General features: G+C 56.5%; 25 protein-coding genes. 14 read left to right on the top strand and 11 right to left on the bottom strand.

The features are described 5' to 3' along the window. Positions 1-29: 29 nt before the first annotated feature. Genes nei through phrB form a run of 6 tightly spaced genes read right to left on the bottom strand, consistent with a single transcriptional unit; the run spans position 30 to position 5,330 of the window. Positions 30-821, bottom strand: coding sequence for an endonuclease VIII (nei, locus tag IB212_RS06595; protein ID WP_041910765.1), 792 nt, complete (start codon positions 819-821; stop codon positions 30-32). A gap of 18 nt (positions 822-839) precedes the next feature. Then, positions 840-1,580 (bottom strand): 5-oxoprolinase subunit PxpA, encoded by a 741-nt coding sequence (pxpA, locus tag IB212_RS06590; RefSeq protein ID WP_041910766.1) that lies wholly within the window; start codon positions 1,578-1,580, stop codon positions 840-842. Next, positions 1,567-2,499, bottom strand: a complete 933-nt coding sequence (pxpC, locus tag IB212_RS06585) for a 5-oxoprolinase subunit PxpC (protein ID WP_028012375.1) — start codon at positions 2,497-2,499, stop codon at positions 1,567-1,569. The genes pxpA and pxpC overlap by 14 nt, the downstream gene beginning before the upstream one ends. Beyond that, complete coding sequence (gene pxpB, locus IB212_RS06580) at positions 2,493-3,149, bottom strand: 5-oxoprolinase subunit PxpB (RefSeq protein WP_041910767.1); 657 nt, start codon at positions 3,147-3,149, stop codon at positions 2,493-2,495. The genes pxpC and pxpB overlap by 7 nt, the downstream gene beginning before the upstream one ends. Positions 3,150-3,163: 14 nt before the next feature. Beyond that, positions 3,164-3,907, bottom strand: a complete 744-nt coding sequence (locus tag IB212_RS06575) for a type 2 GTP cyclohydrolase I (RefSeq protein WP_028012373.1) — start codon at positions 3,905-3,907, stop codon at positions 3,164-3,166. 10 nt (positions 3,908-3,917) lie between these two features. After that, positions 3,918-5,330 (bottom strand): deoxyribodipyrimidine photo-lyase, encoded by a 1,413-nt coding sequence (gene phrB, locus IB212_RS06570; protein ID WP_041910768.1) that lies wholly within the window; start codon positions 5,328-5,330, stop codon positions 3,918-3,920. Between the two features lie 650 nt (positions 5,331-5,980). On the opposite strand from phrB, the gene IB212_RS06565 reads away from it, so the two are divergent. Beyond that, positions 5,981-7,309: an IS4 family transposase gene (locus IB212_RS06565; RefSeq protein WP_409033779.1), complete on the top strand. Its 1,329-nt coding sequence runs from the start codon at positions 5,981-5,983 to the stop codon at positions 7,307-7,309. Between the two features lie 60 nt (positions 7,310-7,369). On the opposite strand, the gene IB212_RS06560 is transcribed toward IB212_RS06565, so the two are convergent. After that, positions 7,370-7,576, bottom strand: a complete 207-nt coding sequence (locus IB212_RS06560; RefSeq protein ID WP_014069366.1) for a YbfA family protein — start codon at positions 7,574-7,576, stop codon at positions 7,370-7,372. Between the two features lie 309 nt (positions 7,577-7,885). Here IB212_RS06560 and kdpF point away from each other — a divergent pair, with 309 nt between their 5' ends. The 9 genes from kdpF to potE all read left to right on the top strand — a co-directional run bounded on the left by kdpF (position 7,886) and on the right by potE (position 19,818). Next, the gene (gene kdpF, locus IB212_RS06555; protein WP_014069365.1) at positions 7,886-7,975 is read left to right on the top strand and encodes a K(+)-transporting ATPase subunit F; all 90 of its coding nucleotides are present in this window, start codon (positions 7,886-7,888) and stop codon (positions 7,973-7,975) included. Further along, positions 7,975-9,654: a potassium-transporting ATPase subunit KdpA gene (gene kdpA, locus IB212_RS06550; RefSeq protein ID WP_041910769.1), complete on the top strand. Its 1,680-nt coding sequence runs from the start codon at positions 7,975-7,977 to the stop codon at positions 9,652-9,654. Before kdpF ends, kdpA begins: the two co-directional genes overlap by 1 nt. Before the next feature lie 18 nt (positions 9,655-9,672). Beyond that, on the top strand, positions 9,673-11,721 hold the full coding sequence (kdpB, locus tag IB212_RS06545; RefSeq protein ID WP_041910770.1) for a potassium-transporting ATPase subunit KdpB: 2,049 nt from the start codon (positions 9,673-9,675) through the stop codon (positions 11,719-11,721). A 12-nt stretch (positions 11,722-11,733) separates the two neighbouring features. Beyond that, positions 11,734-12,309 (top strand): potassium-transporting ATPase subunit KdpC, encoded by a 576-nt coding sequence (kdpC, locus tag IB212_RS06540; RefSeq protein WP_041910771.1) that lies wholly within the window; start codon positions 11,734-11,736, stop codon positions 12,307-12,309. Beyond that, positions 12,310-14,997, top strand: coding sequence for a two-component system sensor histidine kinase KdpD (gene kdpD / locus IB212_RS06535; RefSeq protein ID WP_041910772.1), 2,688 nt, complete (start codon positions 12,310-12,312; stop codon positions 14,995-14,997). It begins immediately after the preceding gene. Next, positions 14,994-15,671 carry a two-component system response regulator KdpE gene (kdpE, locus tag IB212_RS06530; protein ID WP_008501074.1) on the top strand — a complete coding sequence of 226 codons (678 nt, stop codon included), beginning with the start codon at positions 14,994-14,996 and terminating at the stop codon, positions 15,669-15,671. Before kdpD ends, kdpE begins: the two co-directional genes overlap by 4 nt. Positions 15,672-15,950: 279 nt before the next feature. After that, positions 15,951-16,055 carry a leader peptide SpeFL gene (gene speFL / locus IB212_RS06525; RefSeq protein WP_003858645.1) on the top strand — a complete coding sequence of 35 codons (105 nt, stop codon included), beginning with the start codon at positions 15,951-15,953 and terminating at the stop codon, positions 16,053-16,055. Positions 16,056-16,309: 254 nt separating this feature from the next. Then, positions 16,310-18,508, top strand: coding sequence for an ornithine decarboxylase SpeF (gene speF / locus IB212_RS06520; RefSeq protein WP_041910773.1), 2,199 nt, complete (start codon positions 16,310-16,312; stop codon positions 18,506-18,508). Then, a complete protein-coding gene (potE, locus tag IB212_RS06515; RefSeq protein ID WP_041910774.1) occupies positions 18,505-19,818 on the top strand; it encodes a putrescine-ornithine antiporter in 1,314 nt (437 codons plus the stop codon). The genes speF and potE overlap by 4 nt, the downstream gene beginning before the upstream one ends. A 104-nt stretch (positions 19,819-19,922) precedes the next feature. Here the strand turns inward: potE and pgm are convergent, their stop codons facing one another. Together pgm and seqA are read right to left on the bottom strand one after the other, a co-directional pair. Continuing rightward, positions 19,923-21,563, bottom strand: a complete 1,641-nt coding sequence (gene pgm / locus IB212_RS06510; protein ID WP_028012364.1) for a phosphoglucomutase (alpha-D-glucose-1,6-bisphosphate-dependent) — start codon at positions 21,561-21,563, stop codon at positions 19,923-19,925. 24 nt (positions 21,564-21,587) lie between these two features. Next, positions 21,588-22,136: a replication initiation negative regulator SeqA gene (seqA, locus tag IB212_RS06505; protein WP_041910775.1), complete on the bottom strand. Its 549-nt coding sequence runs from the start codon at positions 22,134-22,136 to the stop codon at positions 21,588-21,590. A 183-nt stretch (positions 22,137-22,319) separates the two neighbouring features. Between seqA and ybfF the strand changes: the two genes are divergently transcribed. The 4 genes from ybfF to fur all read left to right on the top strand — a co-directional run bounded on the left by ybfF (position 22,320) and on the right by fur (position 24,930). Continuing rightward, a complete protein-coding gene (ybfF, locus tag IB212_RS06500) occupies positions 22,320-23,093 on the top strand; it encodes an esterase (RefSeq protein ID WP_041910776.1) in 774 nt (257 codons plus the stop codon). Between the two features lie 128 nt (positions 23,094-23,221). Next, a complete protein-coding gene (ybfE, locus tag IB212_RS06495; RefSeq protein WP_014883017.1) occupies positions 23,222-23,509 on the top strand; it encodes a LexA regulated protein in 288 nt (95 codons plus the stop codon). A 155-nt stretch (positions 23,510-23,664) separates the two neighbouring features. Continuing rightward, entirely contained in the window at positions 23,665-24,195 is a 531-nt protein-coding gene (gene fldA, locus IB212_RS06490) for a flavodoxin FldA (protein WP_008501067.1), read from the top strand. Between the two features lie 288 nt (positions 24,196-24,483). Beyond that, positions 24,484-24,930: a ferric iron uptake transcriptional regulator gene (gene fur, locus IB212_RS06485; RefSeq protein ID WP_028012361.1), complete on the top strand. Its 447-nt coding sequence runs from the start codon at positions 24,484-24,486 to the stop codon at positions 24,928-24,930. A gap of 91 nt (positions 24,931-25,021) precedes the next feature. Here the strand turns inward: fur and chiQ are convergent, their stop codons facing one another. Both chiQ and chiP read right to left on the bottom strand, forming a co-directional pair. Next, positions 25,022-25,348, bottom strand: coding sequence for a ChiQ/YbfN family lipoprotein (gene chiQ, locus IB212_RS06480; protein WP_041912040.1), 327 nt, complete (start codon positions 25,346-25,348; stop codon positions 25,022-25,024). Between the two features lie 47 nt (positions 25,349-25,395). After that, positions 25,396-26,793: a chitoporin ChiP gene (gene chiP / locus IB212_RS06475; protein WP_041910778.1), complete on the bottom strand. Its 1,398-nt coding sequence runs from the start codon at positions 26,791-26,793 to the stop codon at positions 25,396-25,398. Position 26,794 lies beyond the last annotated feature (1 nt).

Genomic DNA, 26,794 nt, shown 5'->3' with positions numbered 1-26,794 from the left:
ACGGTAACCCCTGGGTTACCGTTTTGCTTTTATCTCTGGCAGTGCGGGCACCAGTAAAAAGGTCTGGAAGAGAGCATAATCCTGTCGATAATCCCGCCGCACCGCTCGCACTTTTTCCCCGCCCGATGGAACACCTTAAAGCGGAACAGCGCCCCGTGATGTTTGTTCTCATCCACCACGCCGCGCGTGTTGTACGACAGCCGCGGAATATCCAGCAGCGCGTGAGACAACGCGTCCAGCTGTTCCTCGCTAAGCTGAGAGGCCTTGCGCTGCGGCGCCAGCCCCACTTGCCAAAGGATTTCCACCCGCAGATAGTTGCCTAATCCCGCCAGAAAAGCCTGATCGAGCAACAATCCGGAAAACTGGCGGTTGCGGAATTTGGGCGATAACAGTCGGGCCTTCACGTCGCTCGCCGTCAGGCGCATGTCCAGCACGTCCGGCCCGACGCGCTGTAAGAACGGATGCGTCAGCAGCTGCTCCGGCGTTAACATTTCGATATCAGAGGCGCTGTAGAGCAGGGTCGCCTTATCCGCCGTTTGTAACCGGACGCGCAGCACGCGCGTCGTTTGCGGCTGCTCGTCCGCATCGACTACGCGCCACACACCGTAGAGCTGGTTATGGCTATATAACGTCAGGTTATGGGAAAAATGCGTGAGCAACGCTTTGCCGCGCGTTTCAATATGAGTCACCGTCTGTCCCACCAGCTCTGTTTCAAACGGCTTAAGTTGAGGAAAGGCAAACCAGACATCGGTCAGGGGTTTGCCCTTTATCGCCGCCTCCAGGCTATCCGCCGCACGGCGGATCTCCGGACCTTCAGGCATGTCATTGTCCTTTTATAATCAATCTGAGCTGACGAGAATGCCCTCTTCAGAGAACGCCGCCCGCAGGCGTCGCGCAAACTGGAGCGCATGCTCCCCGTCGCCGTGTAAACACACCGTATCGGCCTGAACATTTGCGGATGTTCCATCCACGGCGGTCACCCGCCCGAAGCGCACCATCGCCAGCGTCTGCGCCAGCGCTTTATTTTCGTCAGTAATCAGCGCACCGGCCTGCGTGCGCGGCACCAGGCTGCCGTCCGGCATGTATCCCCGATCGGCAAAGACTTCCTGCCGCGTCGTCAGCCCCAGCCGTTCTCCGGCACGAATAAGCTCGCTACCCGCCAGGCCAACCAGAATCAGCTGCGGATTGCAGTCCCGCACCGCGCGGGCAATCGCCTCCGCCAGCGCCGGGTCTTTCGCTGCCTGGTTATAGAGCATGCCGTGCGGTTTGACGTGACGCAGCACGCCATGCTCAGCGCGCGCTATCGCCTCCAGCGCGCCGATTTGGTAGAGCACCTGAGCGTAGACCGTCTCAGGGGGCAGATCCATCGCCGTACGGCCAAAGTTCTCCCGGTCCGGGAAGCTCGGGTGAGCGCCAATCGCCACGCCGTTTTTAATGGCATTACGCACGCTCTCCTGCATGGTTTGCGCATCGCCCGCGTGAAAACCGCAGGCGATATTGACCGAGGAGACCAGGGTCATCAGTTCCGCATCGGCGCTGCTGCCCTCCCCCACATCGGCGTTTAAATCAATCTTTACCATCAAGCCTCCACGCCAGCTGTTCGAGATAGCGCTGCCGATCCTGCCGCGCCTTTAGCGCCTCCTCCAGCGTACACTGCACGAAATGAATCGGCTGACCGAGAGGGATTTGCGCCAGATGGTAGCGATCCGCTTCGATAATGCAGGCAATACGCGGATAGCCGCCGGTAGTTTGCGCATCGTTCATCAGTACGATGGGCTGCCCGTTGCCCGGCACCTGAATCACCCCCGGCAGCAGCCCGTGGGAAAGCAGCTCCCGGTCAGTCGTGCGGGTCAGCGGCTGCCCCTGAAGCCGGTAACCCATACGGTTACTCTGCGGGCTGATTTTCCACGGCGAACGCCAGAAAGACTCTTTTGAGGCTTCATCAAACTCCTGATATTCCGGTCCCGGCAAGGCGCGGATCACGTTCCCCCACAGCAGCTGCTTCACGCCCTGCGTGGTGGTGAAATGGCGCGCTGATGGCTTAATCGCAAGACGATCGCCGTCGCGCAGCAGCCGTCCTTCATGGCCGCCCATTCCCGCTTTCTGGTCGGTGCTGGACGACCCCAACACCTCCGGCACGTCGATGCCCCCCGCCACGGCAAGATAGCTGCGCACGCCGTGCAGAGGACGCTTAAGCGTCAGACGCTGCCCGGCTTTCGCCCGCAATCGCCAGCCGGTCCACACCGCTTTGCCGTCCAGCGTCGCGTCACAGCCCGCGCCGGTTAAGGCGAACCAGGTCTCCTCACCAAATTCAATAACGCACTGACCCAGCGTAATTTCTAACGCCGCCGTGCTGCCCGCGTTGCCTACCAGCAGGTTGGCAATCTCCAGCGAAGGACGATCGAGCGCACCGCAGTAGCTCACGCCGGACTGGCGCATGCCAAAGCGTCCGGCATCCTGAACGGAGGTATAAAGCCCCGCGCGAATAAGCGTTAACATACCCCCTCCTTCTGCGGGATAAAGCGCAGGGTATCACCCGGACGCAGGAGTATTGGCGCGTCATGGCCGGGTTCAAATAACGGCGTGGACGTGTGCCCGATAAGCTGCCAGCCGCCCGGTGAAGTAAGCGGATAAATTCCGGTTTGCTCACCGCCAATTGCCACCGTTCCTGCGGGAACGCTCAGGCGCGGCTCAGCCCGACGCGGGGTATGCAGCCGGGGAGATAATCCGCCCAGATACGGAAAGCCCGGCTGAAAACCCAGAAACCAGACGACGTAATCCACCGAGCTGTGCAGCTCCACAACCTGCTTTACTGTTAATCCACAGTGTTCGGCCACCACGCCAAGGTCAGGGCCACCTTTGCCGCCATAGACAACCGGGATCTCAATCGCCCGCGATTCCGGTTCCAGCGCCTCGCTCTCTTCCCACCAGCGCTGAAGACGCTCAATGGCATCCAGCGCCCCGGTGTGCGGATCGCGTAGCACCACGGTGATATTATTCATACCCGGAATAGCTTCAACCACGCCGGGTAGCTCGGGCAGCCGCTGAGCCAGGCGCCAGATACGCTTTTGCGTGGCAAGCGTCACGGGAGGCTCAAGCTCCAGAACTACCGCGGTTTCACCCAGAAGATAACAACGCGCTCGCTGCACTTAACTACCTCTCATCAGGCCGGATTAGGAATATCAATAAAGGTCACATCCAGATCGGTATTTTCCGTCAGCCACTCGCTGAGGGCGCGAATACCGCCGCGCTCGGTAGCGTGGTGGCCTGCCGCGTAAAAATGCAGCCCCTGCTCGCGGGCAGAGTGAACCGTCTGCTCGGAGACTTCGCCGGTAATAAACGCATCAACACCAAAGCGCGCGGCGCTGTCGATAAAGCCCTGGCCGCCGCCCGTACACCACGCCACGCGCTTCACGGTATCCGGCCCGGTATCTCCGCACCACAGCGGACGACGCCCCAGCCGCGCTTCGATCCACGATGCCAGCTCCAGCCCCGGTACCGGCATCGACAGTTCGCCCCACGGCACCAGCGGCTCGATTTCACCCATCACGGTAATCCCTAACAGCTGTGCCAGCTGGACGTTATTTCCCAGTTCAGGATGCGCATCCAGCGGCAGATGGTAACCGTACAGGTTGATATCATTCGACAGCAGCGTTTTGAGGCGGTTGCGCTTCATGCCGCGGATAATCGGCGATTCGTTTTTCCAGAAGTAACCGTGATGGACAATCACCGCGTCGGCTTCCTGACGCACCGCCTCATCCAGCAGCGCCTGGCTTGCCGTCACGCCGGTGATGATTTTCTGCACCGTTTCGCGCCCTTCGACCTGCAGGCCATTCGGGCCATAGTCGCTAAAGGAGGCGGTATTAAGTTTTTCGTTAATCAGGCGTTCCAGTTCACTGTTTTTCATCATCATTCTCTCAAACTTTTCGGGCGGCTTCGTACGCCGCCAGCGTGGCGACGCGCGCCTGTTTATGGTCGACAATCGGGCGGGGATAATCGAGCTTTACGCCCTGTTTATCCGCCCATGCCCACGGGTCATGGATCGCTTTTTCAGGAACGTTCCTGAGCGCGGGCAACCAGCGGCGAATAAAGTCGCCGTTGGCATCAAATTTTTGCCCCTGCGTGGTCGGATTAAAAATCCTGAAATAGGGAGCCGCATCGGTGCCGGTAGAGGCCGCCCACTGCCAGCCACCGTTATTCGCCGCCAGATCGCCATCGATCAGCTGAGAAATAAAATAGCGCTCTCCGATTCGCCAGTCGATAAGCAGATCTTTCACCAGGAAGCTCGCGGTAATCATTCGCAGACGATTGTGCATCCACCCGGTTTCATTTAGCTGGCGCATAGCGGCGTCCACAATCGGATAGCCCGTCTCCCCTTTTTGCCAGGCCTGTAAAAGTGCCTCATCGTGCTGCCATTTTACGCTGTCGGTCCACGTAATGAACGGACGATGCTTACAGAGATTGGGATGGTACGTCATCAGATGGCGGTAGAATTCACGCCAGATAAGTTCGTTCAGCCACACCGAGCCCGCACCACCGTCCAGCGCCTGCGGCTGTTCGGCCAGAAGACGATGCAAACACTGGCGAGGAGAGAGCACGCCCAGCGCCAGGCAGGCCGATAACCGGCTTGTCCCTTCAATTGCCGGGAAATCCCTGCGCGCGTCATATTCTCCCGCGCCCTGCTTGCAAAACTGGCGCAGCTTCGCAATAGCGGCCTTCTCACTGACAGGGAACAGAAGTTCATCAAATGCCCGCTGGGGATAGTTGAACGTTAATTCGGGGAGATCGGTTATAGCCTCTCCTCTGGCGGCGGGCGCGGGTACGCACTCCGGCAGCGCCTCTTTCAGGCGCTTAACAAAAGCATTTTTAAACGGCGTAAACACTTTATACATTTCGTGACCGCCGGTCATAACGCTGCCCGGTGCCAGCATCACGCTGTCATCAAATCCCTCACAAACCACCTTTCCCAGCATTTTCTCCAGCTGGCGGTCCCGCTGCTGTTCGTTCAGTTCGTACTGGTAGTTATAAAAAAGATGCGTGACGCCGTTCTGCTGGCATATCTCCTGCAGCATATGAAGCTGCGCGGTAAAATCGCTGACCTCTTTGTAGATAAGAGGTATGCCTTTCTCGGCAAGCGCGTGCTGCAGTTCGTTCAGGTGTGATTTGAGGTAAGCCGCCTGCCGTGGTGCCATATCATGCTGCTGCCACTGCTCAGGCGTGGCGATAAATAGCGCCAGTACGCTGGCGTCATCAGAGCGGCAGGCTGCCGCGAGAGCGATGTTGTCATGTACGCGCAAATCCGCGCGAAACCAAACCAGATGGGTGGGCATAAAACTCCAGGCTATTGTCCATTATGTCCATAAGGGCATGCCATACAAGGAAAAAGCATGCATTGAACTACTTTGCCATGAAGTGTAGACGGGATGAAATAAAAAAGGCCGCCCGGGGCGGCCTTAACGCTACTTGTCCTGCGCTATCGTGGTTAAAGCGACAAACGCATTAGGTTCATCACTCTTTACAACGAGTACGCTGGCGACAATGAACGCGATGCATATATAGCGTTTCACTATGCGGTCCCTGCTGCTAACCGCTCCACCGTTCACCACCGGTGATAAATCGGTGGACACAAGCCCTGACGAGAGCCTGACTTACGGTTGTGGTGACGCCTTTCCCGGGACCGGTGCCCATGTGCGAGATGGCGGAAAGGGACGCTGCATAGTAGTTGGCCCTGGTGTAAAACGTAATCCACCGAAAAGGTTTTTAAGAATATATTTAGGGAGTTGCAGTTTGATTACTTAAGGACCCGAGATATTCTTGGAAGCCTCTGACGAGGGCTTGAAGACCACCCAACGGACCGCGAATCCCGAGGGACAAAAAAACCGCCATATTGCTATTGTAATGCCGATCAGTTAAGGATCGGTTGACCGATCCAGTGGCTGTGTAAGAATCCGGAAATGTTTACCCGTTTCCGGATTTTTTTATGCACATTGGACAGGCTCTTGATCTGGTATCACGTTACGATTCTCTGCGTAACCCTCTGACTTCTCTGGGCGACTATCTTGACCCGGAACTGATTTCCCGCTGCCTTGAAGAATCCGGCACCGTCACGTTACGCAAACGGCGCCTTCCTCTGGAAATGATGGTCTGGTGCATTATCGGTATGGCCCTTGAGCGTAAGGAGCCGGTTCATCAGATAGTTAACCGGCTGGATATCATGTTACCCGGCAACCGTCCGTTCGTTGCCCCCAGTGCCGTGATCCAGGCCCGTCAGCGGCTGGGAAGCGAAGCCATCCGCCGCGTGTTCACGCAAACAGCGCAGCTCTGGCATAACGCCACACCGCATCCGCACTGGTGCGGCCTGACACTGCTGGCCATCGATGGTGTGTTCTGGCGCACACCGGATACGCCGGAAAACGATAGCGCCTTTCCCCGCCAGACGCATGGCGGAAACCCGGCACTCTACCCGCAGGTAAAAATGGTCTGCCAGATGGAACTGACCAGCCATCTGTTGACGGCAGCGGCCTTCGGCACGATGAAAAACAGCGAAAATGAGCTCGCGGAGCAACTGATAGAGCAGACCGGCGATAACACCCTGACGTTAATGGATAAAGGCTATTACTCGCTGGGGCTGCTGAATGCGTGGAGCCAGGCGGGAGAACACCGTCACTGGATGCTCCCGCTCAGAAAGGGAGCACAGTATGAAGAGGTCAGAAAGCTGGGTAAAGGCGACTATCTGGTGAAGCTGAAAACCAGCCCACAGGCACGAAAAAAATGGCCGGGTCTGGGAGATGAGATGACAGCCCGCCTGCTGACCGTAACGCGCAAAGGGAAAACCAGCCATCTGCTGACGTCGATGACGGACGCCATGCGCTATCCCGGAGGAGAAATGGCAGACCTGTACAGCCATCGCTGGGAAATAGAGCTGGGGTACAGGGAGATAAAACAAACGATGCAACTGAGCAGGCTGACGCTGAGGAGTAAAAAGCCGGAGCTTGTGGAGCAGGAGTTATGGGGCGTGTTACTGGCGTATAATCTGGTGCGATATCAGATGATTAAAATGGCGGGCCATCTGAAAGGATACTGGCCGAATCAGCTGAGCTTCTCAGAATCATGCGGCATGGTCATGAGAATGCTGATGACGCTGCAGGGCGCTTCACCAGGGCGTATCCCGGAGCTGATGCGTGATCTTGAAAGCATGGCGCAACTGGTAAAGTTGCCGACAAGAAGGGAAAGGGCCTTCCCGAGGGTGGTAAAGGAAAGGCCCTGGAGATACCCCACAGCCCCGAAAAAAAGCCAGTCAGTTGCTTAACTGACTGGCATTACATATTGCTATTGGCGGTTTTTTTTATGGCTACGCGTCAGCGTTGTATCAATAGAAATCGCAGGTCGCTTTCTCAGCCTGATCCATCCACACCGGCTTCTCGCTGGTTTTCGCCCAGACGCGGTGCAGATAGCTGTAAAAACGTGCACGATCTTTCCAGAACAGCATCACCGGCAGAGCCAGCACGCCAGCCACTACGGCGAAAGTGCGACGCATGAACACGATATGAGCCGGATACTCTTTATAAAGATCCATATTTTTCTCCCCTGTAGTTGGCCGGAAACCTTCTCCGGAAAATGTGAAATCTGTGACCTGGATAAAATAATATCGCTTTGTTTGTAATTTTACTACTCATCCGACCACTTATTTTCGTCCGTTTAGCAAAAATCTACACTCGCACCGTAATTAAGTTACAAAAAAGTTAACGATTTACTTATCAATAGTTAAATTGTGGGCTTTGCCATTTTTATACTTTTTTTACACCCACCCTTCTGATTTTTGCGAAATCTTTGCGCCATAAATCCTACCGTTAGCACAACAACAAAAGTCACCCGGAGGTGGATTGTGAGTGCAGGTCTTATTGCCGGCATCGTGCTGGTGTTCCTGTTATTGGGTTATCTGGTCTATGCCCTGATTAACGCGGAGGCATTCTGATGGCTGCTCAGGCGTTTTTGCTTATTGCCAGCTTCTTAGTGGTATTGTTCGTTCTGGCAAGGCCGCTGGGAACGGGGCTGGCCAGGCTTATCAACAACGTCCCCCTGCCCGGCACGGGAAGCGTTGAAAAAGGGATCTGGCGCGTGCTGGGAATCGACGATCGGGAGATGAGCTGGCGTGAATATCTGTTCGCTATTCTGCTGCTGAACATCGTTGGGCTTTTTGCACTTTTTGCCATGCTGATGCTGCAGGGCATCCTGCCGCTGAATCCGCAACGGTTACCGGGCCTGTCCTGGCATCTTGCGCTGAACACGGCGGTCAGTTTTGTTACCAACACCAACTGGCAGTCCTATGCCGGTGAAACCACGCTGAGCTATTTCAGCCAGATGGCTGGATTAACCGTGCAGAACTTCCTCTCTGCAGCCAGCGGTATCGCGGTAATTTTCGCGCTGACGCGCGCGTTTGCGCGTCAGAAAATCGGTACCCTGGGTAACGCCTGGGTGGATTTGACGCGCATTACGCTGTGGATCCTGCTGCCGATTGCGTTGCTTATCGCGCTGTTCTTTATTCAGCAGGGCGCCCTGCAAAACCTGCTGCCTTACGCCCCGTATACCTCGCTGGAAGGAGCAAAACAGCTCCTGCCGATGGGCCCAGTGGCGTCGCAGGAAGCCATCAAGATGCTCGGCACCAACGGCGGCGGATTCTTCAACGCCAACTCGTCGCATCCGTTTGAAAACCCTACCGCCCTGACCAATTTTGTGCAGATGCTGGCGATCTTCCTGATCCCCGCCGCGCTCTGTTTCGCCTTTGGTGATGTGGTCAACGATCGCCGTCAGGGCCGCACACTGCTCTGGACCATGTCGCTGATCTTCGTGGTCTGCGTGGCGCTGGTGATGTGGGCTGAATGGAGCGGCAACCCCCATTTCATGCAGCTGGGGGCTGACAGCAATATCAACATGGAAGGTAAAGAGAGCCGCTTTGGCATTCTCGCCAGCAGCCTGTATGCGGTGGTCACCACGGCGGCCTCGTGCGGGGCGGTCAACGCCATGCACGATTCCTTTACGGCGCTGGGTGGCATGATCCCGATGTGGCTGATGCAGATTGGCGAGGTGGTGTTTGGCGGCGTGGGCTCGGGTCTGTACGGCATGCTGCTGTTCGTACTGCTGGCGGTATTTATTGCCGGCTTGATGATTGGCCGCACCCCGGAATACCTCGGTAAAAAAATCGACGTTCGCGAGATGAAATTAACCGCGCTGGCGATTCTGGTCACCCCGGCGCTTGTGCTGCTCGGCACCGCGCTGGCCCTGATGACCGAGGCCGGACGCAGCGGCATCTTTAACCCGGGCATTCACGGCTTTAGCGAAGTGCTGTATGCCGTCTCCTCGGCCGCCAACAACAACGGTAGCGCCTTTGCAGGCTTAAGCGCCAACTCTCCGTTCTGGAACTGTCTGCTGGCGTTCTGCATGTTCGTGGGCCGCTTCGGGATCATTGTGCCGGTTATGGCGATTGCCGGATCGCTGGTGAATAAAAAAATCCAACCGACCACCACCGGGACGTTACCGACCCACGGCGCGCTGTTTATCGGCCTGCTGACGGGCACCGTGTTGCTGGTCGGCGCCCTGACCTTTATCCCCGCCCTCGCGTTAGGCCCGGTCGCGGAAACTCTCTCTTTACGCTGATTTTGCGGAGTATTTGTCATGAGTCGTAAACAACTGGCCCTGCTCGAACCGACGTTAGTTCGTCAGGCGCTTATGGATGCGGTCAAAAAGCTGAGCCCGCGCGTGCAATGGCACAACCCGGTGATGTTTATTGTCTGGGCGGGAAGCGTCCTGACAACCGCCCTGGCGATTGCCATGGGAACGGGCCATATGCCGGGAAATGCGATGTTTACCGGCGCCATCAGCCTGTGGCTGTGGTTTACCGTGCTGTTCGCCAACTTTGCCGAAGCGCTGGCGGAAGGCCGGAGTAAAGCGCAGGCCAACAGCCTGAAAGGGGTGAAAAAAACGGCGTTTGCGCGGAAATTACGTGAACCGAAATACGGCGCGCAGATGGACCACGTTCCTGCGGATGAACTACGTAAAGGTGATGTGGTGCTGGTGGAAGCTGGCGACATCATCCCGTGCGACGGAGAAGTCATTGAAGGTGGCGCATCGGTAGATGAAAGCGCCATTACCGGGGAATCCGCACCTGTGATCCGTGAATCCGGCGGTGATTTTGCCTCCGTGACGGGCGGGACGCGCATTCTCTCCGACTGGCTGGTGATCCAATGCAGCGTTAACCCGGGTGAAACCTTCCTCGACCGGATGATCGCCATGGTGGAAGGCGCACAGCGCCGTAAAACGCCAAACGAGATTGCCCTGACCATCCTGCTGGTGGCCCTGACCATTGTCTTCCTGCTGGCAACCGCCACACTGTGGCCGTTCTCCGCCTATGGCGGTACCGCGGTCACCGTCACGGTGCTGGTGGCGCTGCTGGTCTGCCTTATCCCCACCACCATTGGCGGCCTGCTGTCGGCCATCGGCGTGGCTGGCATGAGCCGTATGCTCGGTGCCAACGTCATCGCCACCAGCGGGCGTGCCGTAGAAGCCGCCGGTGACGTGGATGTGTTGCTGCTGGATAAAACCGGCACCATTACCCTCGGTAACCGCCAGGCGTCGGATTTCTTACCCGCCCCGGGCGTGGATGAAAAAACGCTGGCGGATGCGGCACAGCTCTCCTCGCTTGCCGATGAAACCCCGGAAGGCCGAAGCATTGTTGTTCTCGCCAAGCAGCGCTTTAACCTGCGCCAGCGCGACGTTCAGAGCCTGCATGCCACCTTCGTGCCGTTTACGGCGCAAACCCGAATGAGCGGGATTAACATTCAGGATCGCATGATCCGTAAAGGCTCTGTTGACGCCATCCGTCGCCACATTGAGGCCAACAATGGCCACTTCCCGCCTGAAGTGGACAACCTGGTCGAAAGCGTAGCCCGTCAGGGGGCCACGCCGCTGGTGGTGGCAGAAGGCGCGAACGTGCTGGGCGTAATTGCCCTGAAAGATATCGTTAAAGGTGGCATTAAAGAGCGCTTTGCCCAGCTGCGTAAAATGGGCATTAAAACGGTGATGATCACCGGGGATAACCGTCTTACCGCCGCGGCGATTGCCGCCGAAGCGGGCGTGGATGATTTCCTTTCCGAAGCCACCCCGGAAGCGAAACTGGCGTTGATTCGTCAGTATCAGGCGGAAGGTCGTCTGGTGGCGATGACGGGCGACGGTACCAACGATGCCCCTGCCCTGGCGCAGGCCGACGTGGCGGTGGCGATGAACTCCGGTACCCAGGCAGCAAAAGAGGCGGGCAACATGGTCGACCTCGACTCTAACCCGACCAAGCTGATTGAGGTGGTGCACATCGGCAAACAGATGTTGATGACGCGCGGTTCGCTGACCACCTTCAGTATCGCCAACGACGTGGCGAAGTATTTCGCCATTATCCCGGCGGCCTTTGCGGCCACCTATCCGCAGCTCAATGCGCTGAACGTGATGCACCTGCACTCTCCGGCATCGGCCATTCTGAGCGCGGTGATTTTCAACGCCCTGATCATTGTCTTTCTTATTCCGCTGGCGCTGAAGGGCGTGAGCTATAAGCCGCTGACCGCCGCCGCCATGCTGCGCCGCAACCTGTGGATTTACGGCCTGGGCGGGCTGGTGGTGCCCTTCGTCGGTATCAAGGTTATCGACCTGCTGTTGACGCTGTTCGGGCTGGTTTAAAAGGTGAATCAAATGACCATGTTACGTCCCGCTATACTTCTGTTTATTCTGCTGTCTCTCATTACCGGCGGGCTGTACCCGCTGGTAACCACCTCGCTGGGCCAGTGGTGGTTTAAGGGTCAGGCCAACGGCTCGCTGATTATACAAAACGGTGAAAACCGCGGTTCTCGCCTGATTGGTCAGAACTTTACGGATGCCCGCTACTTCCAGGGACGCCCTTCCGCCACTGCCGAAAGCCCGTATAATCCGATGGCATCCGGCGGCAGTAACCTGGCGGGCAGCAACCCGGAGCTGGACAAAGCCGTCGCTGAACGCGTGGCAACCCTGCGTGCCGCCAATCCTCAGGCCAGCCGCGAGGTGCCCGTAGAGCTGGTGACCGCCTCTGCCAGCGGGCTGGACTACAGCCTGACGCCGGCAGCGGTGGCCTGGCAGATCCCGCGCGTCGCCGCCGCCCGTCAGTTGACCGTCGAACAGGTGAGCAAGCTGGTGGCAGAGCACACGCAAAAGCCGCTGGTCAGCTTCATCGGCATGCCCGTGGTAAATATTGTTGAGCTGAATCTGGCGCTGGACGCGCTAAGGAAAAACTAAATGACCGACGAGCCCATGCGCCCGGATCCGGACAGGCTGCTTGAACAGACGGCTGAAGCCCATCGCGGCAAACTGAAAATTTTCTTTGGCGCCTGCGCAGGCGTCGGGAAAACCTTCGCCATGCTGACGGAAGCCCAGCGGCTTCGGGCGCAGGGGCTCGATATTCTGATCGGCGTGGTTGAAACCCACGGACGTAAAGAGACAGCATCACTGCTGAAGGGGCTGGCTACCCAGCCGCCCCGCCGCATCAGCCATCGCGGTCGGTTAGTCACTGAATTCGATCTCGATGCCGCCCTCGCCCGCCGTCCCGCGCTTATCCTGATGGACGAACTGGCGCACAGCAATGCGCCAGGCTCACGCCATCCCAAACGCTGGCAGGATGTTGAAGAGCTGCTCGAGGCCGGCATTGATGTGTTCACGACGGTTAACGTTCAGCATCTTGAAAGTCTGAACGACGTAGTCAGCGGCGTGACCGGCATTCAGGTGCGCGAGACGGTGCCCGACCCGTTCTTTGATTCTGCCGATGAGGTGGTGCTGGTTGACCTGCCTCCTGACGATTTGCGCCAGCGCCTGCACGAAGGCAAGGTTTATATTGCCGGCCAGGCCGAGCGCGCCATCGAACATTTCTTCCGCAAAGGTAACCTGATTGCCCTGCGCGAGCTGGCCCTGCGGCGTACTGCCGATCGCGTTGACGATCAGATGCGCGCCTGGCGCGACCTGCAGGGACAGGAGCGCGTCTGGCACACGCGGGATGCCATTCTGCTGTGCGTGGGGCACGGCAGCGGCAATGAAAAACTGGTCCGCACCGCTGCGCGCCTGGCGGCCAAATTTGGCAGCGTCTGGCATGCGGTGTATGTCGAAACGCCGCAGCTGCACGCTCTGCCCGAAAACCAGCGCCGCGCGATCCTGAGCTCGCTGCGCCTGGCGCAGGAGCTGGGTGCCGAAACCGCTACCCTTTCCGATCCGCAGGAAGATAAGGCCATTCTGCGCTACGCGCGGGAGCATAACCTGGGGAAAATTGTCATTGGCCGCCGCCAGCATCGCCGCTGGTTTAGCCGCGAATCCTTTGCCGACAAGCTGGCCCGCCGCGCGCCGGATCTGGACCTGGTGATCGTGGCGCTGGATGATAAACCTGCTCCCCTCCCCAGCCGCGCGCCGGACAGCCGGGCCTTCAGCGATAAATGGCGCATTCAGCTCCGCGGCTGTTTTGTCGCCGTCGTGCTCTGCGCCCTGATCACTATAATCGCCAGCAAATGGCTGATTGCCTTCGACGCGGCCAACCTGGTGATGATCTACCTGCTGGGCGTGGTAGTGGTGGCGCTCTTTTACGGACGCTGGCCGTCAGTACTGGCGACGGTTATTAACGTCATCAGCTTCGATCTGTTCTTTATTGCCCCCCGCGGGACGCTCGCCGTCTCGGACGTACAGTACATCCTCACCTTCGCCGTGATGCTTACCGTCGGGCTGGTGATCGGGAACTTAACGGCTGGCGTGCGCTACCAGGCGCGTATCGCCCGCTATCGCGAACAGCGCACGCGGCATCTTTATGAGATGTCGAAATCGCTGGCGGTAGGCCGCACGCCGCTGGATATTGTGCAGACCAGCGAGCAGTTTATTCGCTCGACCTTTCATGCCAGCAACCTGATTTTACTCCCGAACGATCACGGCAAGCTGCGCCCGCTGACGTCGGCCTCGGGCATGACGCCCTGGGACGAAGCCATCGCCCGCTGGAGCTTTGATAAAGGGCTACCGGCGGGTGCAGGGACCGACACCCTGCCCGGCGTGCCCTATCAAATTCTGCCCCTGCGCAGCGCCGATAAAAACCTGGGGCTGGTTATCGTGGAGCCCTCCAATCTGCGCCAGCTGATGATCCCCGAACAGCAGCGACTGCTGGAGACCTTTACGCTGCTGGTTGCCAGCGCGCTGGAACGGCTGGCCCTCACCGCCAGCGAAGAGCAGGCCCGGCTGGCAAGCGAGCGCGAAAGCATCCGTAACTCGCTCCTGGCGGCGCTGTCTCACGACCTGCGCACACCTCTTACCGTCCTGTTTGGCCAGTCGGAAATCCTGACGCTGGACCTGGCAGCGGAAGGTTCAAAACACGCCATGCAGGCCAGCGAAATCCGTCAGCACGTGCTCAATACCACGCGTCTGGTGAATAACCTGCTCGATATGGCGCGGATCCAGTCGGGCGGTTTTAACCTCAAAAAAGAGTGGCTCACGCTTGAAGAGGTGGTGGGCAGCGCGCTGAAAATGCTCGAACCCGGCCTCGGTGGGCGGCATATTGCGCTGAACATGCCCGAGCCCCTGACGTTAATTCACGTCGACGGTCCGCTGTTTGAACGAGTGTTGATTAACCTGCTGGAAAACGCCGGCAAATATGCAGGTGCCAGCGCCCGGATTGGGGTGGATGCGACGGTGGACGACGACACGCTTCGTCTTGACGTCTGGGATACCGGACCGGGCATTCCTGCCGGACAGGAGATGGCTATTTTCGAAAAATTCGCACGCGGCAATAAGGAGTCTGCCATCCCGGGCGTGGGGCTGGGGCTGGCGATTTGTCAGGCAATAATTGATGTTCATGGCGGAACCATTTTCGCGGAGAATCGTCCGGAAGGCGGCGCGCGTTTTTGTGTTACACTTCCTCTGGAAACCCCGCCGGAACTGAATGAATTACCAGAGGATTTGTGATCAACGTTCTGATTGTTGAAGATGAGATCGCCATTAGCCGGTTTCTGCGCGCAGCGCTGGAAGGCGATGGTCTGCGCGTTCATGATGCGGGTACGCTTCAGCGGGGGTTAATTGAAGCCGCGACCCGCAAGCCGGACCTGGTTATCCTCGATCTTGGCCTGCCGGACGGTGACGGCATCGATTTTATCCGCGAGGTACGTCAGTGGAGCCAGATGCCGATTCTGGTGCTCTCCGCCCGTACTGAAGAGACGGATAAAATCGCCGCGCTGGATGCCGGGGCGGACGACTATCTGATAAAACCTTTTGGTATCGGCGAGCTACAGGCTCGCCTGCGCGTGGCCCTGCGCCGCCACAGCGCAACCACGCCTGCTGACCCAACCTACACGTTTGGGGATATCCGGGTTGATCTGGCCGCGCGACGTATTGTGCGCGGTGAAGAAGAAATCCATCTCACGCCAATCGAGTTTCGCCTGCTCGCCGTGCTGCTTAATAATCACGGTAAAGTACTCACCCAGCGCCAGCTGTTAAGTCAGGTGTGGGGACCCAACGCGGTGGAGCATAGTCACTATTTACGCATATATATGGGACATCTTCGCCAGAAACTTGAAGTTGACCCCGCGCGCCCCCGTCATTTATTAACTGAAACCGGTATCGGTTATCGGTTTATGCTTTGAATAACTATTCAATTTATTTTTAAATAAAAACGAAACCTCTCAGAAAATATTTCACAAATATCCCAACCGTTATTTTTTTTGATTATTTACGCTCCCATCAAACATTCACAACACAATCTATTAACGCGACACTAACAATTCAGAATTTTGATCTGCATTATTCATCAAAAACGACTAATTATTTCTGAAATGATCGGTTAATGGTGATCTGCTTCACGGTTAATCGCCTTTGCCTGGATAAAATGACCATGCTTTCAATTACTGAAAGGAAAATGAAACATGGAAAACAACAATCGCTTAATGCCCCATATAAGGCGGACAACGCATATTATGATGTTTGCCCACCGAAACTGCTTTGACTTTCATCTCTTTAATGCCCGGTAGTCCTTCGACTTCTGGCGCACTCGCTTACAGGTTATCCTGAAAAACCTTAGCTTACAGGCAATTGCCTGTAAACTCGTGCGCTCATTCATCTTGATTCAGACTCATCCGCACCGGGCGGACTGAATTTCAATCATCAAAAAAGCAATTCACTGATTTTAATCAGCGGCTACCCATTGCTTTTTTTCCGGAAAATTATCGATTTCTTTCTTGCAAGAAATCGAGGGACGCTTATTACCTAAAATAAAGAGAGAAAGATGAAAAATTTAAAAATCGCAGCCAGCCGTGCATGTCCGGACTGCTTTACTACCCAGCGTGAAGTGGTGGATGTCCGCGCTTCTGATTATATTGATGTTGCCGCCATTGTTTTGGCGGTCACGGATATTGCCAGCGGTATCCTGGAAGAAATAGAAGCTACCGGTTTTGGCATTCCCGTATTTGTGGCGACGCACAAAGAAGAGATCATCCCGGCAGATTATTTATCGCGCATTCACGGCGTATTTGAGCATTCAGACACCAGCAAAGACTTTTATGGACGCCAGCTGGAAGCGGCTGCGCAGAAGTATGAAACCCAGCTGCGCCCGCCGTTTTTCCGCGCCCTTGTCGACTACGTGAAGCAGGGCAACAGCGCGTTTGACTGCCCGGGGCATCAGGGCGGGCAGTTTTTCCGCCGTCATCCTGCCGGCAATCAGTTTGTCGATTTCTTTGGCGAGACGTTATTCCGCTCCGATCTGTGCAACGCCGACGTGGCGATGGGGGATCTGCTGATCCACGAAGGCGCACCGTGCATTGCCCAGCAGCATGCGGCAAAAGTCTTTAACGCCGATAAGACCTACTTCGTGCTGAATGGCACCTCGTCGTCCAACAAAGTGGTGTTGAACGCCCTGCTCACCCCAGGCGACCTGGTGCTGTTTGACCGTAATAACCACAAGTCTAACCACCACGGTGCCCTCCTTCAGGCTGGGGCAACGCCGGTCTATCTGGAAACAGCGCGCAACCCGTACGGCTTTATCGGCGGCATTGACGCGCACTGCTTTGAGGAGAGCTACCTGCGTGAACGGGTGGCAGAGGTGGCGCCTGGCCGTGCACGCGATGCGCGTCCGTTCCGCCTGGCGGTGATCCAGCTGGGCACCTACGATGGCACCATCTACAACGCCCGTCAGGTGGTGGATAAGATTGGGCACCTGTGCGACTACATCCTGTTTGACTCGGCCTGGGTGGGTTACGAGCAGTTTATTCCGATGATGGCCGACTGCTCGCCGCTGCTGCTGGAGCTGAACGAAAACGATCCGGGGATTCTGGTCACCCAGTCCGTGCATAAACAGCAGGCTGGCTTCTCGCAGACCTCGCAAATTCACAAGAAGGACAGCCACATCAAAGGCCAGCAGCGCTATGTCCCACATAAGCGGCTCAACAATGCCTTTATGATGCACGCCTCCACCAGCCCGTTTTATCCGCTGTTTGCCGCGCTGGACATTAACGCCCGCATGCATGAGGGGCAAAGCGGCCGCAACATGTGGATGGACTGCGTGGTGACGGGCATTGAGGCGCGCAAGCTGATCCTGGAAAACTGCCGATTTATTCGTCCATTTGTGCCCGAGACGGTGGATGGCCGCGCGTGGGAAAGCTGGGACACGGCAGAGATTGCAACCGATCTGCGCTTATTCCATTTCGTACCGGGTGAACGCTGGCACGCCTTTGAAGGTTATGCAGAGCACCAGTATTTTATCGACCCGTGCAAGCTGCTGCTGACCACGCCGGGCATTAACGCCCGCACCGGGGAGTATGACGACTTCGGCGTGCCCGCCACCATTCTCGCCAACTTCCTGCGTGAAAACGGCATCGTGCCGGAAAAATGCGATCTCAACTCGATCCTGTTCCTGCTCACCCCTGCGGAGGACATGGGCAAGCTGCAGCAGCTGGTCGCCCAGCTGGTGCGCTTCGAAAAACTGCTTGAGAGCGATGTGCCGCTGAAAGACGTCCTGCCCTCCCTCTACAAACAGCATCCGGAACGTTACGCGGGTTACACCCTGCGCCAGATCTGCCAGGAGATGCACGACCTGTACGCCCGCCATAACGTGAAGCAGCTGCAAAAAGAGATGTTCCGCAAGTCTCACTTCCCGCGCGTGATGATGAACCCGCAAGAGGCGAACTACGCCTACCTGCGCGGTGAGGTCGAGCTGGTCTCCCTGCGCGACGCGGAAGGCCGCATCGCCGCCGAAGGTGCGCTCCCTTACCCACCGGGGGTACTGTGCGTGGTTCCAGGGGAAGTCTGGGGCGGTTCCGTGCTGCGCTACTTTGCCGCGCTGGAAGAAGGCATCAACCTGCTGCCGGGCTTCGCGCCGGAGCTGCAGGGCGTGTACGTCGAGGAGTGTGACGGTCGCAAACAGGTTCGCTGCTACATCATCAAACAATCCGCTGCTCAGCCATCGCTGCTGAAAGGAGAAAAATTATGAGCAAGTCCAATAAGATGGGCGTGGTGCAGCTGACTATCCTCACCATGGTTAACATGATGGGCTCCGGGATTATCATGCTGCCCACCAAGCTTGCCGAGGTGGGGACCATCTCGATCATCTCCTGGCTGGTGACGGCTGTCGGATCGATGGCGCTGGCGTGGGCGTTTGCCAAGTGCGGGATGTTCAGCCGCAAGTCAGGCGGCATGGGCGGCTATGCCGAGTACGCCTTCGGCAAGTCCGGCAACTTTATGGCGAACTATACCTATGGGGTGTCGCTGCTGATCGCCAACGTGGCGATTGCCATCTCCGCCGTGGGCTACGGTACGGAGCTGGTTGGCGCGACGCTCAGCCCGGTGCAAATTGGGCTGGCGACCATCGGCGTGCTGTGGATCTGTACCGTCGCTAACTTTGGCGGCGCGCGCATCACCGGACAACTCAGCAGCATCACCGTCTGGGGCGTGATCATCCCGGTGGTCGGTCTGTGCATCATCGGCTGGTTCTGGTTTAGCCCGACGCTTTACGCCAACTCCTGGAACCCGCACCATGTGCCGTTCTTCACCGCCGTGGGCTCGTCTATCGCCATGACGCTCTGGGCTTTCCTGGGCCTGGAATCCGCCTGCGCAAATGCGGAAGTGGTGGAAAATCCGGAGAAGAACGTGCCGATTGCGGTTCTCGGCGGGACGCTGGGCGCGGCGGTGATCTATATCGTTTCAACCAACGTGATAGCGGGGATCGTGCCAAACATGGATCTGGCTAACTCCACGGCACCGTTCGGACTGGCCTTTGCGCAGATGTTCACCCCGGAAGTCGGGAAAGTGATCATGGGGTTGATGGTGATGTCCTGCTGCGGATCGCTGCTTGGCTGGCAGTTCACCATTGCACAGGTTTTTAAATCTTCGGCAGATGAAGGCTATTTCCCGAAAATCTTCTCCCGCGTGACCAAAGCCGATGCGCCGGTGCAGGGTATGCTGGCAATTGTCATCTTCCAGAGCGGATTATCGCTAATGACCATCAGCCCGTCGCTGAACAGCCAGTTCAACGTGCTGGTCAACCTGGCGGTGGTGACGAACATCATCCCGTATATTCTGTCGATGGCGGCGCTGGCGATCATTCAGAAGGTGGCGAAGGTGGATCCGCACAAAGCGCGAGTAGCGAATATCGTGGCGCTGGTTGGGGCGATATACAGCTTCTATGCGCTCTACTCGTCCGGACAGGAGGCGATGCTGTACGGGGCGATAGTGACCTTCATGGGCTGGACGCTGTACGGTCTGGTGTCGCCGAGATTTGAATTGAAGAACAAACACAGTTAGGTAAAAGCAAAACGGCAACCCTGAGGTTGCCGTTTTTAGTGTTTTCTCCCTCTCCCCGCGGGAGAGGGCCGGGGTGAGGGCATCAGCCCGCACCAGAACACGACTTATGCGTTTTTCAGCACTTCGCTGACAATCTCTACCGCTTCTTTCTCAATCTGCTGGCGATGCTCAGCGCCGAGGAAGCTTTCGCAATAGATCTTGTACGCATCTTCCGTACCGGACGGACGCGCGGCGAACCAGCCATTTTCGGTCATCACTTTCAGGCCGCCGATAGACGCACCGTTACCCGGTGCCGCCGTCAGACGCGCGGTGATCGGATCGCCTGCCAGGGTGCTTGCGCTGACCATCTCCGGAGAGAGTTTGGACAGAGCCGCTTTCTGGGCAGAGGTCGCGCCAGCCTGAATACGGTTATAGCTTGGCGCACCAAAGCGTGCAGCCAGCTCGTTGTAGTGTTCCTGCGGATTCTTGCCGGTAACCGCGGTAATCTCCGCCGCCAGCAGGCACATGATGATGCCGTCTTTATCGGTTGACCACGGGGTGCCGTCGAAACGCAGGAAGGACGCGCCTGCGCTCTCTTCGCCGCCGAAGCCAAAGCTGCCGTCGTGCAGACCGTCAACGAACCACTTGAAGCCTACCGGCACTTCCACCAGCTTACGGCCCAGCGCGTCCACCACGCGGTCGATCATCGCAGAAGAGACCAGCGTTTTACCGACAGCCACCTCTTTGCCCCACTGCGGACGGTGCTGGAACAGGTAATTGATCGCAACAGCCAGATAGTGGTTCGGGTTCATCAGCCCGGCAGGGGTGACGATGCCGTGACGGTCATAGTCCGGGTCGTTAGCAAACGCCAGGTCGAATTTATCGCGCAGCGCCAGCAGGCCCGCCATCGCGCATTCGGAGGAGCAGTCCATACGGATCGCGCCGTCTTTGTCCAGGTGCATAAAGCGGAAGGTCTGATCGACGTGATCGTTCACGATGGTCAGATCCAGCTTGTAGTGCTCGGCGATGCGCTTCCAGTACTCAATACCGGAGCCGCCCAGCGGATCCACGCCCAGCTTCAGGCCAGCTTTCTGAATCGCCGCCATATCGACGATATCCGCCAGCCCTTCCACAAACGGCTGAACCAGATCCTGCTCTTTCACGTGGCCGGAGGCCATCGCCTCATCAAGAGAAATACGTTTAACGCCTTTCAGACCGTCGGCCAGCAGCGCGTTTGCACGATCTTCCACCACTTTGGTGACGTTAGTGTCAGCCGGGCCGCCGTTAGGCGGGTTGTATTTTATACCACCGTCTTCCGGCGGGTTGTGGGATGGCGTGATGACGATACCGTCAGCCTGCGCGCCACCTTTTTTGTTGTGCACAAGGATCGCGTTTGATACCGCCGGTGTTGGAGTAAACCCATTGTTCTCCTGAACAATCACGTCCACACCGTTCGCCGCCAGCACTTCCAGCACGGAAATAAACGCCGGTTCAGACAGCGCATGGGTATCTTTGCCCACGTAGCACGGACCGGTAACGCCGTTTTTAGCGCGCTCTTCCGCAATGGCCTGAGCAATGGCCAGAATGTGCGGTTCGTTAAAGCTGTGGCGCGCCGCGCTGCCGCGGTGACCAGATGTACCAAACTTCACTGCGTGTTCTGCGTTGCCCACGACCGGTTTCAGCACGTAATACTGCGCGGTCAGCTGAGCGACGTTAATCAAATCGCTTTGTTGTGCAGGTTGGCCTGCACGGCTGTGATTTGCCATTACCGGGTCCTTATGATGCAAGGGTTAAATTGTACCGCAAACCTTTTCAATCAATTCCGCCGGGAACTGCATGGACTGCATGATGTGTTCAATCATGCTGCACTTGCGGCCCGTATTGGTATTGGTGATCACCCAGTACGGAGTGCCAGGGACATGTTTAGGTTTGGTTTGATTGCCATTTTGCAGCAGCGTCTGCTCGTCGCCCGCGAAATAGACGCGGGTACGGCCGTGCAGCGACTCGGTCGCTTCAGCAAACGCTTTGTTATCCAGGGAGTAAAGTGTAGACAGCACCAGCATAAAACGGTTAACCGCCTTTTTCTGCTCCGCATATTCGTCGGAGAGCAGCAGTTCGCGCATCGCGCGCACTTTATCTTTTACCGGCGTCACGGCAGGTTTTGCTTGTACAGCAACGCTCGGCTGAGACACGACATCTTTGGTAACTGGGGTGGCAGGCTGTGAAGCGGCGGAAATTTTAAGCATGCGCCGTAAAATGTCGGACGCGCTCTCCCCGATATGCCGCGTCTGGCTGGCAATATACTGATAGAGTTCGTCATCAACTTCGATTGTTTTCATCTTAATCCAGTGCGATATCTTATCTGAATACAAGTCATTGGGATTATAAGGTCAAATCCCAACAGCGGATAGCGTCAAACCAGGTTGGCGGCAAAAGTCAGATTAAACTGGAACCTTGCAGCCGGGCGGCAGAATGGTCAACATGATACCCTAACCTGACATACGTAAAAAAAGAACTTTGCCATGAAATTGAATACCCGAGCGCAAACTGCACAATCGCCGAACAATAATTCCCCCATCGTGCTGGTTCATGGACTTTTTGGCAGCCTGGATAACCTGGGCGTGCTGGCCCGCGATTTGGTTACCGATCACGATATTTTGCAGGTCGATATGCGCAACCACGGGCTTTCCGGCCGCTCAGACGAAATGACTTATGCGGCAATGGCGCAGGATCTGCTGGATACGCTGGACGCGCACAACCTGCAGAAGGTGACCCTCATCGGGCATTCAATGGGCGGTAAAGCGGTTATGGCGCTCACCGCGCTGGCGCCAGAGCGAATTTCCGGGCTTGTCGTGATTGACGTTGCGCCTGTGGATTACGACGTTCGCCGTCACGATGAGATTTTCGCGGCGATCAATGCCGTAACCGAAGCTGGCGTTTCCACTCGTCATCAGGCGGCAGCGGTTATGCGTGAGCATCTTGATGAAGAAGGCGTGGTGCAGTTCCTTTTGAAGTCGTTTGTTGACGGGCAGTGGCGTTTTAACGTGCCGGTGCTGTGGGACCAGTACAACCACATCGTGGGCTGGGAAACCGTTCCCGCCTGGCCGCACCCTGCCCTCTTTATTCGCGGCGGTAACTCTCCTTATATTACCGACGCGTACCGGGACACGCTGCTGGCACAATTCCCGCAGGCGCGCGCCCACGTCATTGCCGGTGCCGGACACTGGGTGCATGCGGAAAAACCGGATGCTGTACTGCGCGCCATTCGCCGCTATCTCGCTGATACTGCAAATTGATTAAAAAGAGAGCGACTGGAAGATGACGGGCTTCCAGTCGTTGGCGTGCCGTTTTTGGTGATGTATGATGGCGCGCTTATCGCCCGGGCTTTAGCAGGGCGGCGTGTTTCCCCCGAAGTCTCATAATCATGGCCAAAGAACAAACGGACCGTACGACACTAGATCTGTTCGCGAATGAGCGTCGACCGGGACGACCGAAAACGAATCCGCTTTCGCGCGATGAACAGCTGCGTATCAATAAACGCAATCAGCTTAAACGCGATAAAAATCGTGGGCTTAAGCGTGTCGAACTGAAGCTCAACGCCGACGCGGTCGATGCGCTTAACGAGCTGGCAGAGGCGCGTAATATCAGCCGCAGCGAGCTTATTGAAGAGATGCTCATCGCCCAACTTGAGACGCTGCGCAGCCAGGCATAAGTCTGAAAAACCCCTTTATCGCCCTTTTCATGTAGCACAGAGTGCAGTCCTGCGCGATAGCGGTTTCCGCAGGGTTGCCAGTTCTGCTATTATTGCCCTTATCCGTGGCCGAATTGCGCCACCATACCATTAAGTTTCAAGAGGTTATTTTACTCATGGCAATCATCGGCATTTTCTTCGGCAGTGATACCGGCAATACCGAAAATATCGCAAAAAACATTCAGAAACAGCTCGGTAAAGACGTTGCTGATGTGCATGACATCGCCAAGAGCAGCAAAGAAGATCTCGAGGGCTATGACATTCTGCTGCTGGGTATTCCAACCTGGTACTATGGTGAAGCCCAGTGCGACTGGGACGATTTCTTCCCGACGCTGGAAGAGGTGGACTTCAACGGCAAGCTGGTTGCCCTGTTCGGTTGTGGCGATCAGGAAGATTACGCCGAGTACTTCTGTGATGCGCTGGGGACGATTCGCGACATCATTGAGCCTAATGGCGCGGTTATTGTGGGCCACTGGCCGACTGCCGGTTACCACTTCGAAGCCTCTAAAGGCCTGGCCGATGACGATCATTTTGTCGGACTTGCCATTGACGAAGACCGTCAGCCAGAACTGACCGCAGAGCGTGTAGAGAAGTGGGTTAAGCAGATCCGCGAAGAACTGCATCTGGACGATATTCTCAACGCCTGATTTTTTACGGCGCAACGCGGGTTGCGCCCCTTTTCCAGGTAAAACCGATTAAATTAATTGCTACAAACTTTTAACTTTTTCGCCCAGACCTGTACAATGTCTCCCTGGCAAAATGTGGTTTCCATTGAGCAAGTTTGTAGGTGATACCACGTTTTTATAAGCATACTTTGCCTGAGACTTGCAGTTTTCATTTAGGCATGGCAGTTCTATAATGAGACGCATTATCCCAGGTGCATTTTCTGTCACTTCCCAGAGAAGTGAATCGTTTAGCAACAGGACAGATTCCGCATGACTGACAACAATACCGCATTAAAGAAGGCTGGCCTGAAAGTAACGCTTCCTCGGTTAAAAATCCTGGAAGTGCTTCAGGGTCCAGACAATCACCATGTCAGTGCGGAAGACCTTTATAAACGTCTTATCGACATGGGTGAAGAGATTGGGCTGGCCACCGTATATCGCGTGCTGAACCAGTTTGATGACGCGGGCATTGTTACCCGTCATAATTTCGAAGGCGGTAAATCTGTATTCGAACTGACCCAGCAGCATCACCACGATCACCTGATCTGCCTCGATTGCGGCAAGGTCATTGAATTTAGCGATGATTCCATCGAAGCGCGTCAGCGTGAAATCGCAGCTCGTCATGGCATTCGCCTGACCAACCACAGCCTGTACCTTTACGGTCACTGCGCTGAAGGGGATTGCCGCGAGAATGAACACGCTCACGACACAAAATAAGTTAGCGTTTATACTCTGAGCCAGCCGTAAGGTTGGCTTTTTTTTGCCAGAAAAAAGCCCGGTGGCGCTGTGCTACCGGGCGTAAAGCAACTTACTTATTGTTATTGCGTATCTCGTTCCAGATCTTATCGCAACGCTTCGCCACTTCCTGATCGTTACCGGTTTTACGCGCCTGGATACAGGCCTGGTAATCCATCACGCGGACGTTCTCCTGCGTCGCGAACTGCTCGTGCGCTTTCTCTTTCTTCAGCACGTTCAGCACGCTCTGACAGGCTTCAATTTTCTCCGGCGATCCTTCCGCAGTATTAATGCAGGCGCTATACGCCTCCTTCAGACGGGCGTCCTCTTTCGGTGCCTGAGTCTGAACACACGCCACCAGCCCTGATGCCATCAGCGCGACGATTACGATTTTTTTCATCATATGCAGTCTCCAGACTGGCGGGACTCAGCCCGCCGGTGTGCTCATCAGAAGATGGTGAATGGGGCGATAACCATGAATTTGACGTCACGTTCATCCTGGAAGATGTTGCCGTAACCGCCCGCATAGCTTGGGATATCGGAGTGATTGTCATACTGCGTGAAGTGCAGCTTAAACATCGTGCCTTTCGCGCGGCCATCCTGCAGGGTGTAGATAGCATCCAGGCTGTAGGAGGACTCTTTCAGGCGATAGTTTGGATCGTAGTACGCATCCGGCGTCGCCATGTCTGCTGGTTTTGCATCCCAGGCGTAAGCGTAAGAAGCGCCCACCGCCCAGCCCGGCAGGTTCCAGTTTTTCAGGTCATACATGGCGCCGAAGAAGACCGCTTTCTCGCCGTCGGCGTTGAAGTCTGAGCGGTTATCCCACCAGATATCCAGACGACCGTTGGATGAGGCATAGGTCGGCGTCATACGCTGCAGGAAGTAGCCCTGCTGCCCTTCCGCCTTCACCCATGTCCCTTCCAGGCGCAAATCAACCTGGCCAACCTTGTAGCCGAAGGTTAACGCCTGCAGCCACGCGGTACCGTTATAAATGTCATTTACGCTGCCATCGCTGACCTTATCGCGCGTACCGTAGAACTGGTAGCTGGTGCTCAGCGGACTACCGGCGATATCAAATTTGTAGCTGGCTTTAGCAAAATACTGATCGATATAGCCTTCCGCCTGACCAAATGTAGCTTCCAGAACCAGATCGTTTTTAAAATCGTACTTCGCGCCCAGCGAGTGGAGGTAATCGACTTTGGTTTTCTTATCGTTCTGGTAGAACTTGTCCATCTCAATGTGCCACGGCGCTTTGTACTCGTTGGTCCACATATAGGAGAAGCTCAACGCACCTGCATCACCGTAGTCAAAATTAGCCCCGGCTTCTGCCCCCTGATAGGTACCAGGCATAAAGCTCCAGTGCGGCGCTAACAGCGTCTGGCCGGTTGGCTGAATATAGCCCCCACGCGCCCATACCGGGCCGTATTTGAATTTCGCTGCGGCCTTATAAAGGCTGATACCGCTTTTATCCCCTGACCAGTCTTCGTCATAGGCTTTATTGCTGGAGGAGAAGGCAATTTCGTTCGGGTGGCCGCTGTCGCCATTTTCAGCCATTTCAATCGCCGTAAACGCGGCAATATCCAGACCGAACATATCGGCGGCGTAGCCTGACTGGAAGTCCAGGTTGGCGTTCCAGGTGGAGTGAGAGAGGTTGGTTTTGTATTTATCTTCTGTGACATCTTTACGGTCACGTTCACGCTGCCAGTAATAAATACCGCCAGTGAGGGTAGAATCTTCGATGAAACCTGCTGCTTTTGCCTCTGGTGTCACCACCAGGCCCGACATTGCTGTCACACCGGCAATAGCCAGCGCCAGCGCACTACGTTTGCCACTGAACGTACGCATA

The organism is Enterobacter sp. E12 (assembly GCF_014596715.2).
GTDB classification, from domain to species: Bacteria; Pseudomonadota; Gammaproteobacteria; order Enterobacterales; family Enterobacteriaceae; genus Enterobacter; species Enterobacter bugandensis.
This window is presented reverse-complemented; position numbering and strand designations above follow the sequence as displayed.

Bases quoted from the DNA above. Each gene is read 5' to 3' on its own strand.
- potE (WP_041910774.1), top strand. From the start codon at position 18,505: ATGAGCAAGTCCAATAAGATGGGCGTGGTGCAGCTGACTATCCTCACC.
- pxpA (WP_041910766.1), bottom strand. From the start codon at position 1,580: ATGGTAAAGATTGATTTAAACGCCGATGTGGGGGAGGGCAGCAGCGCC.
- IB212_RS06575 (WP_028012373.1), bottom strand. From the start codon at position 3,907: ATGAAAAACAGTGAACTGGAACGCCTGATTAACGAAAAACTTAATACC.
- fldA (WP_008501067.1), top strand. From the start codon at position 23,665: ATGGCAATCATCGGCATTTTCTTCGGCAGTGATACCGGCAATACCGAA.
- IB212_RS06565 (WP_409033779.1), top strand. From the start codon at position 5,981: ATGCACATTGGACAGGCTCTTGATCTGGTATCACGTTACGATTCTCTG.
- speF (WP_041910773.1), top strand. From the start codon at position 16,310: ATGAAAAATTTAAAAATCGCAGCCAGCCGTGCATGTCCGGACTGCTTT.
- pgm (WP_028012364.1), bottom strand. From the start codon at position 21,563: ATGGCAAATCACAGCCGTGCAGGCCAACCTGCACAACAAAGCGATTTG.
- kdpA (WP_041910769.1), top strand. From the start codon at position 7,975: ATGGCTGCTCAGGCGTTTTTGCTTATTGCCAGCTTCTTAGTGGTATTG.
- ybfE (WP_014883017.1), top strand. From the start codon at position 23,222: ATGGCCAAAGAACAAACGGACCGTACGACACTAGATCTGTTCGCGAAT.
- speFL (WP_003858645.1), top strand. From the start codon at position 15,951: ATGGAAAACAACAATCGCTTAATGCCCCATATAAGGCGGACAACGCAT.
- phrB (WP_041910768.1), bottom strand. From the start codon at position 5,330: ATGCCCACCCATCTGGTTTGGTTTCGCGCGGATTTGCGCGTACATGAC.
- nei (WP_041910765.1), bottom strand. From the start codon at position 821: ATGCCTGAAGGTCCGGAGATCCGCCGTGCGGCGGATAGCCTGGAGGCG.
- pxpC (WP_028012375.1), bottom strand. From the start codon at position 2,499: ATGTTAACGCTTATTCGCGCGGGGCTTTATACCTCCGTTCAGGATGCC.
- fur (WP_028012361.1), top strand. From the start codon at position 24,484: ATGACTGACAACAATACCGCATTAAAGAAGGCTGGCCTGAAAGTAACG.
- chiP (WP_041910778.1), bottom strand. From the start codon at position 26,793: ATGCGTACGTTCAGTGGCAAACGTAGTGCGCTGGCGCTGGCTATTGCC.
- ybfF (WP_041910776.1), top strand. From the start codon at position 22,320: ATGAAATTGAATACCCGAGCGCAAACTGCACAATCGCCGAACAATAAT.
- chiQ (WP_041912040.1), bottom strand. From the start codon at position 25,348: ATGAAAAAAATCGTAATCGTCGCGCTGATGGCATCAGGGCTGGTGGCG.
- kdpB (WP_041910770.1), top strand. From the start codon at position 9,673: ATGAGTCGTAAACAACTGGCCCTGCTCGAACCGACGTTAGTTCGTCAG.
- kdpC (WP_041910771.1), top strand. From the start codon at position 11,734: ATGACCATGTTACGTCCCGCTATACTTCTGTTTATTCTGCTGTCTCTC.
- kdpD (WP_041910772.1), top strand. From the start codon at position 12,310: ATGACCGACGAGCCCATGCGCCCGGATCCGGACAGGCTGCTTGAACAG.
- IB212_RS06560 (WP_014069366.1), bottom strand. From the start codon at position 7,576: ATGGATCTTTATAAAGAGTATCCGGCTCATATCGTGTTCATGCGTCGC.
- seqA (WP_041910775.1), bottom strand. From the start codon at position 22,136: ATGAAAACAATCGAAGTTGATGACGAACTCTATCAGTATATTGCCAGC.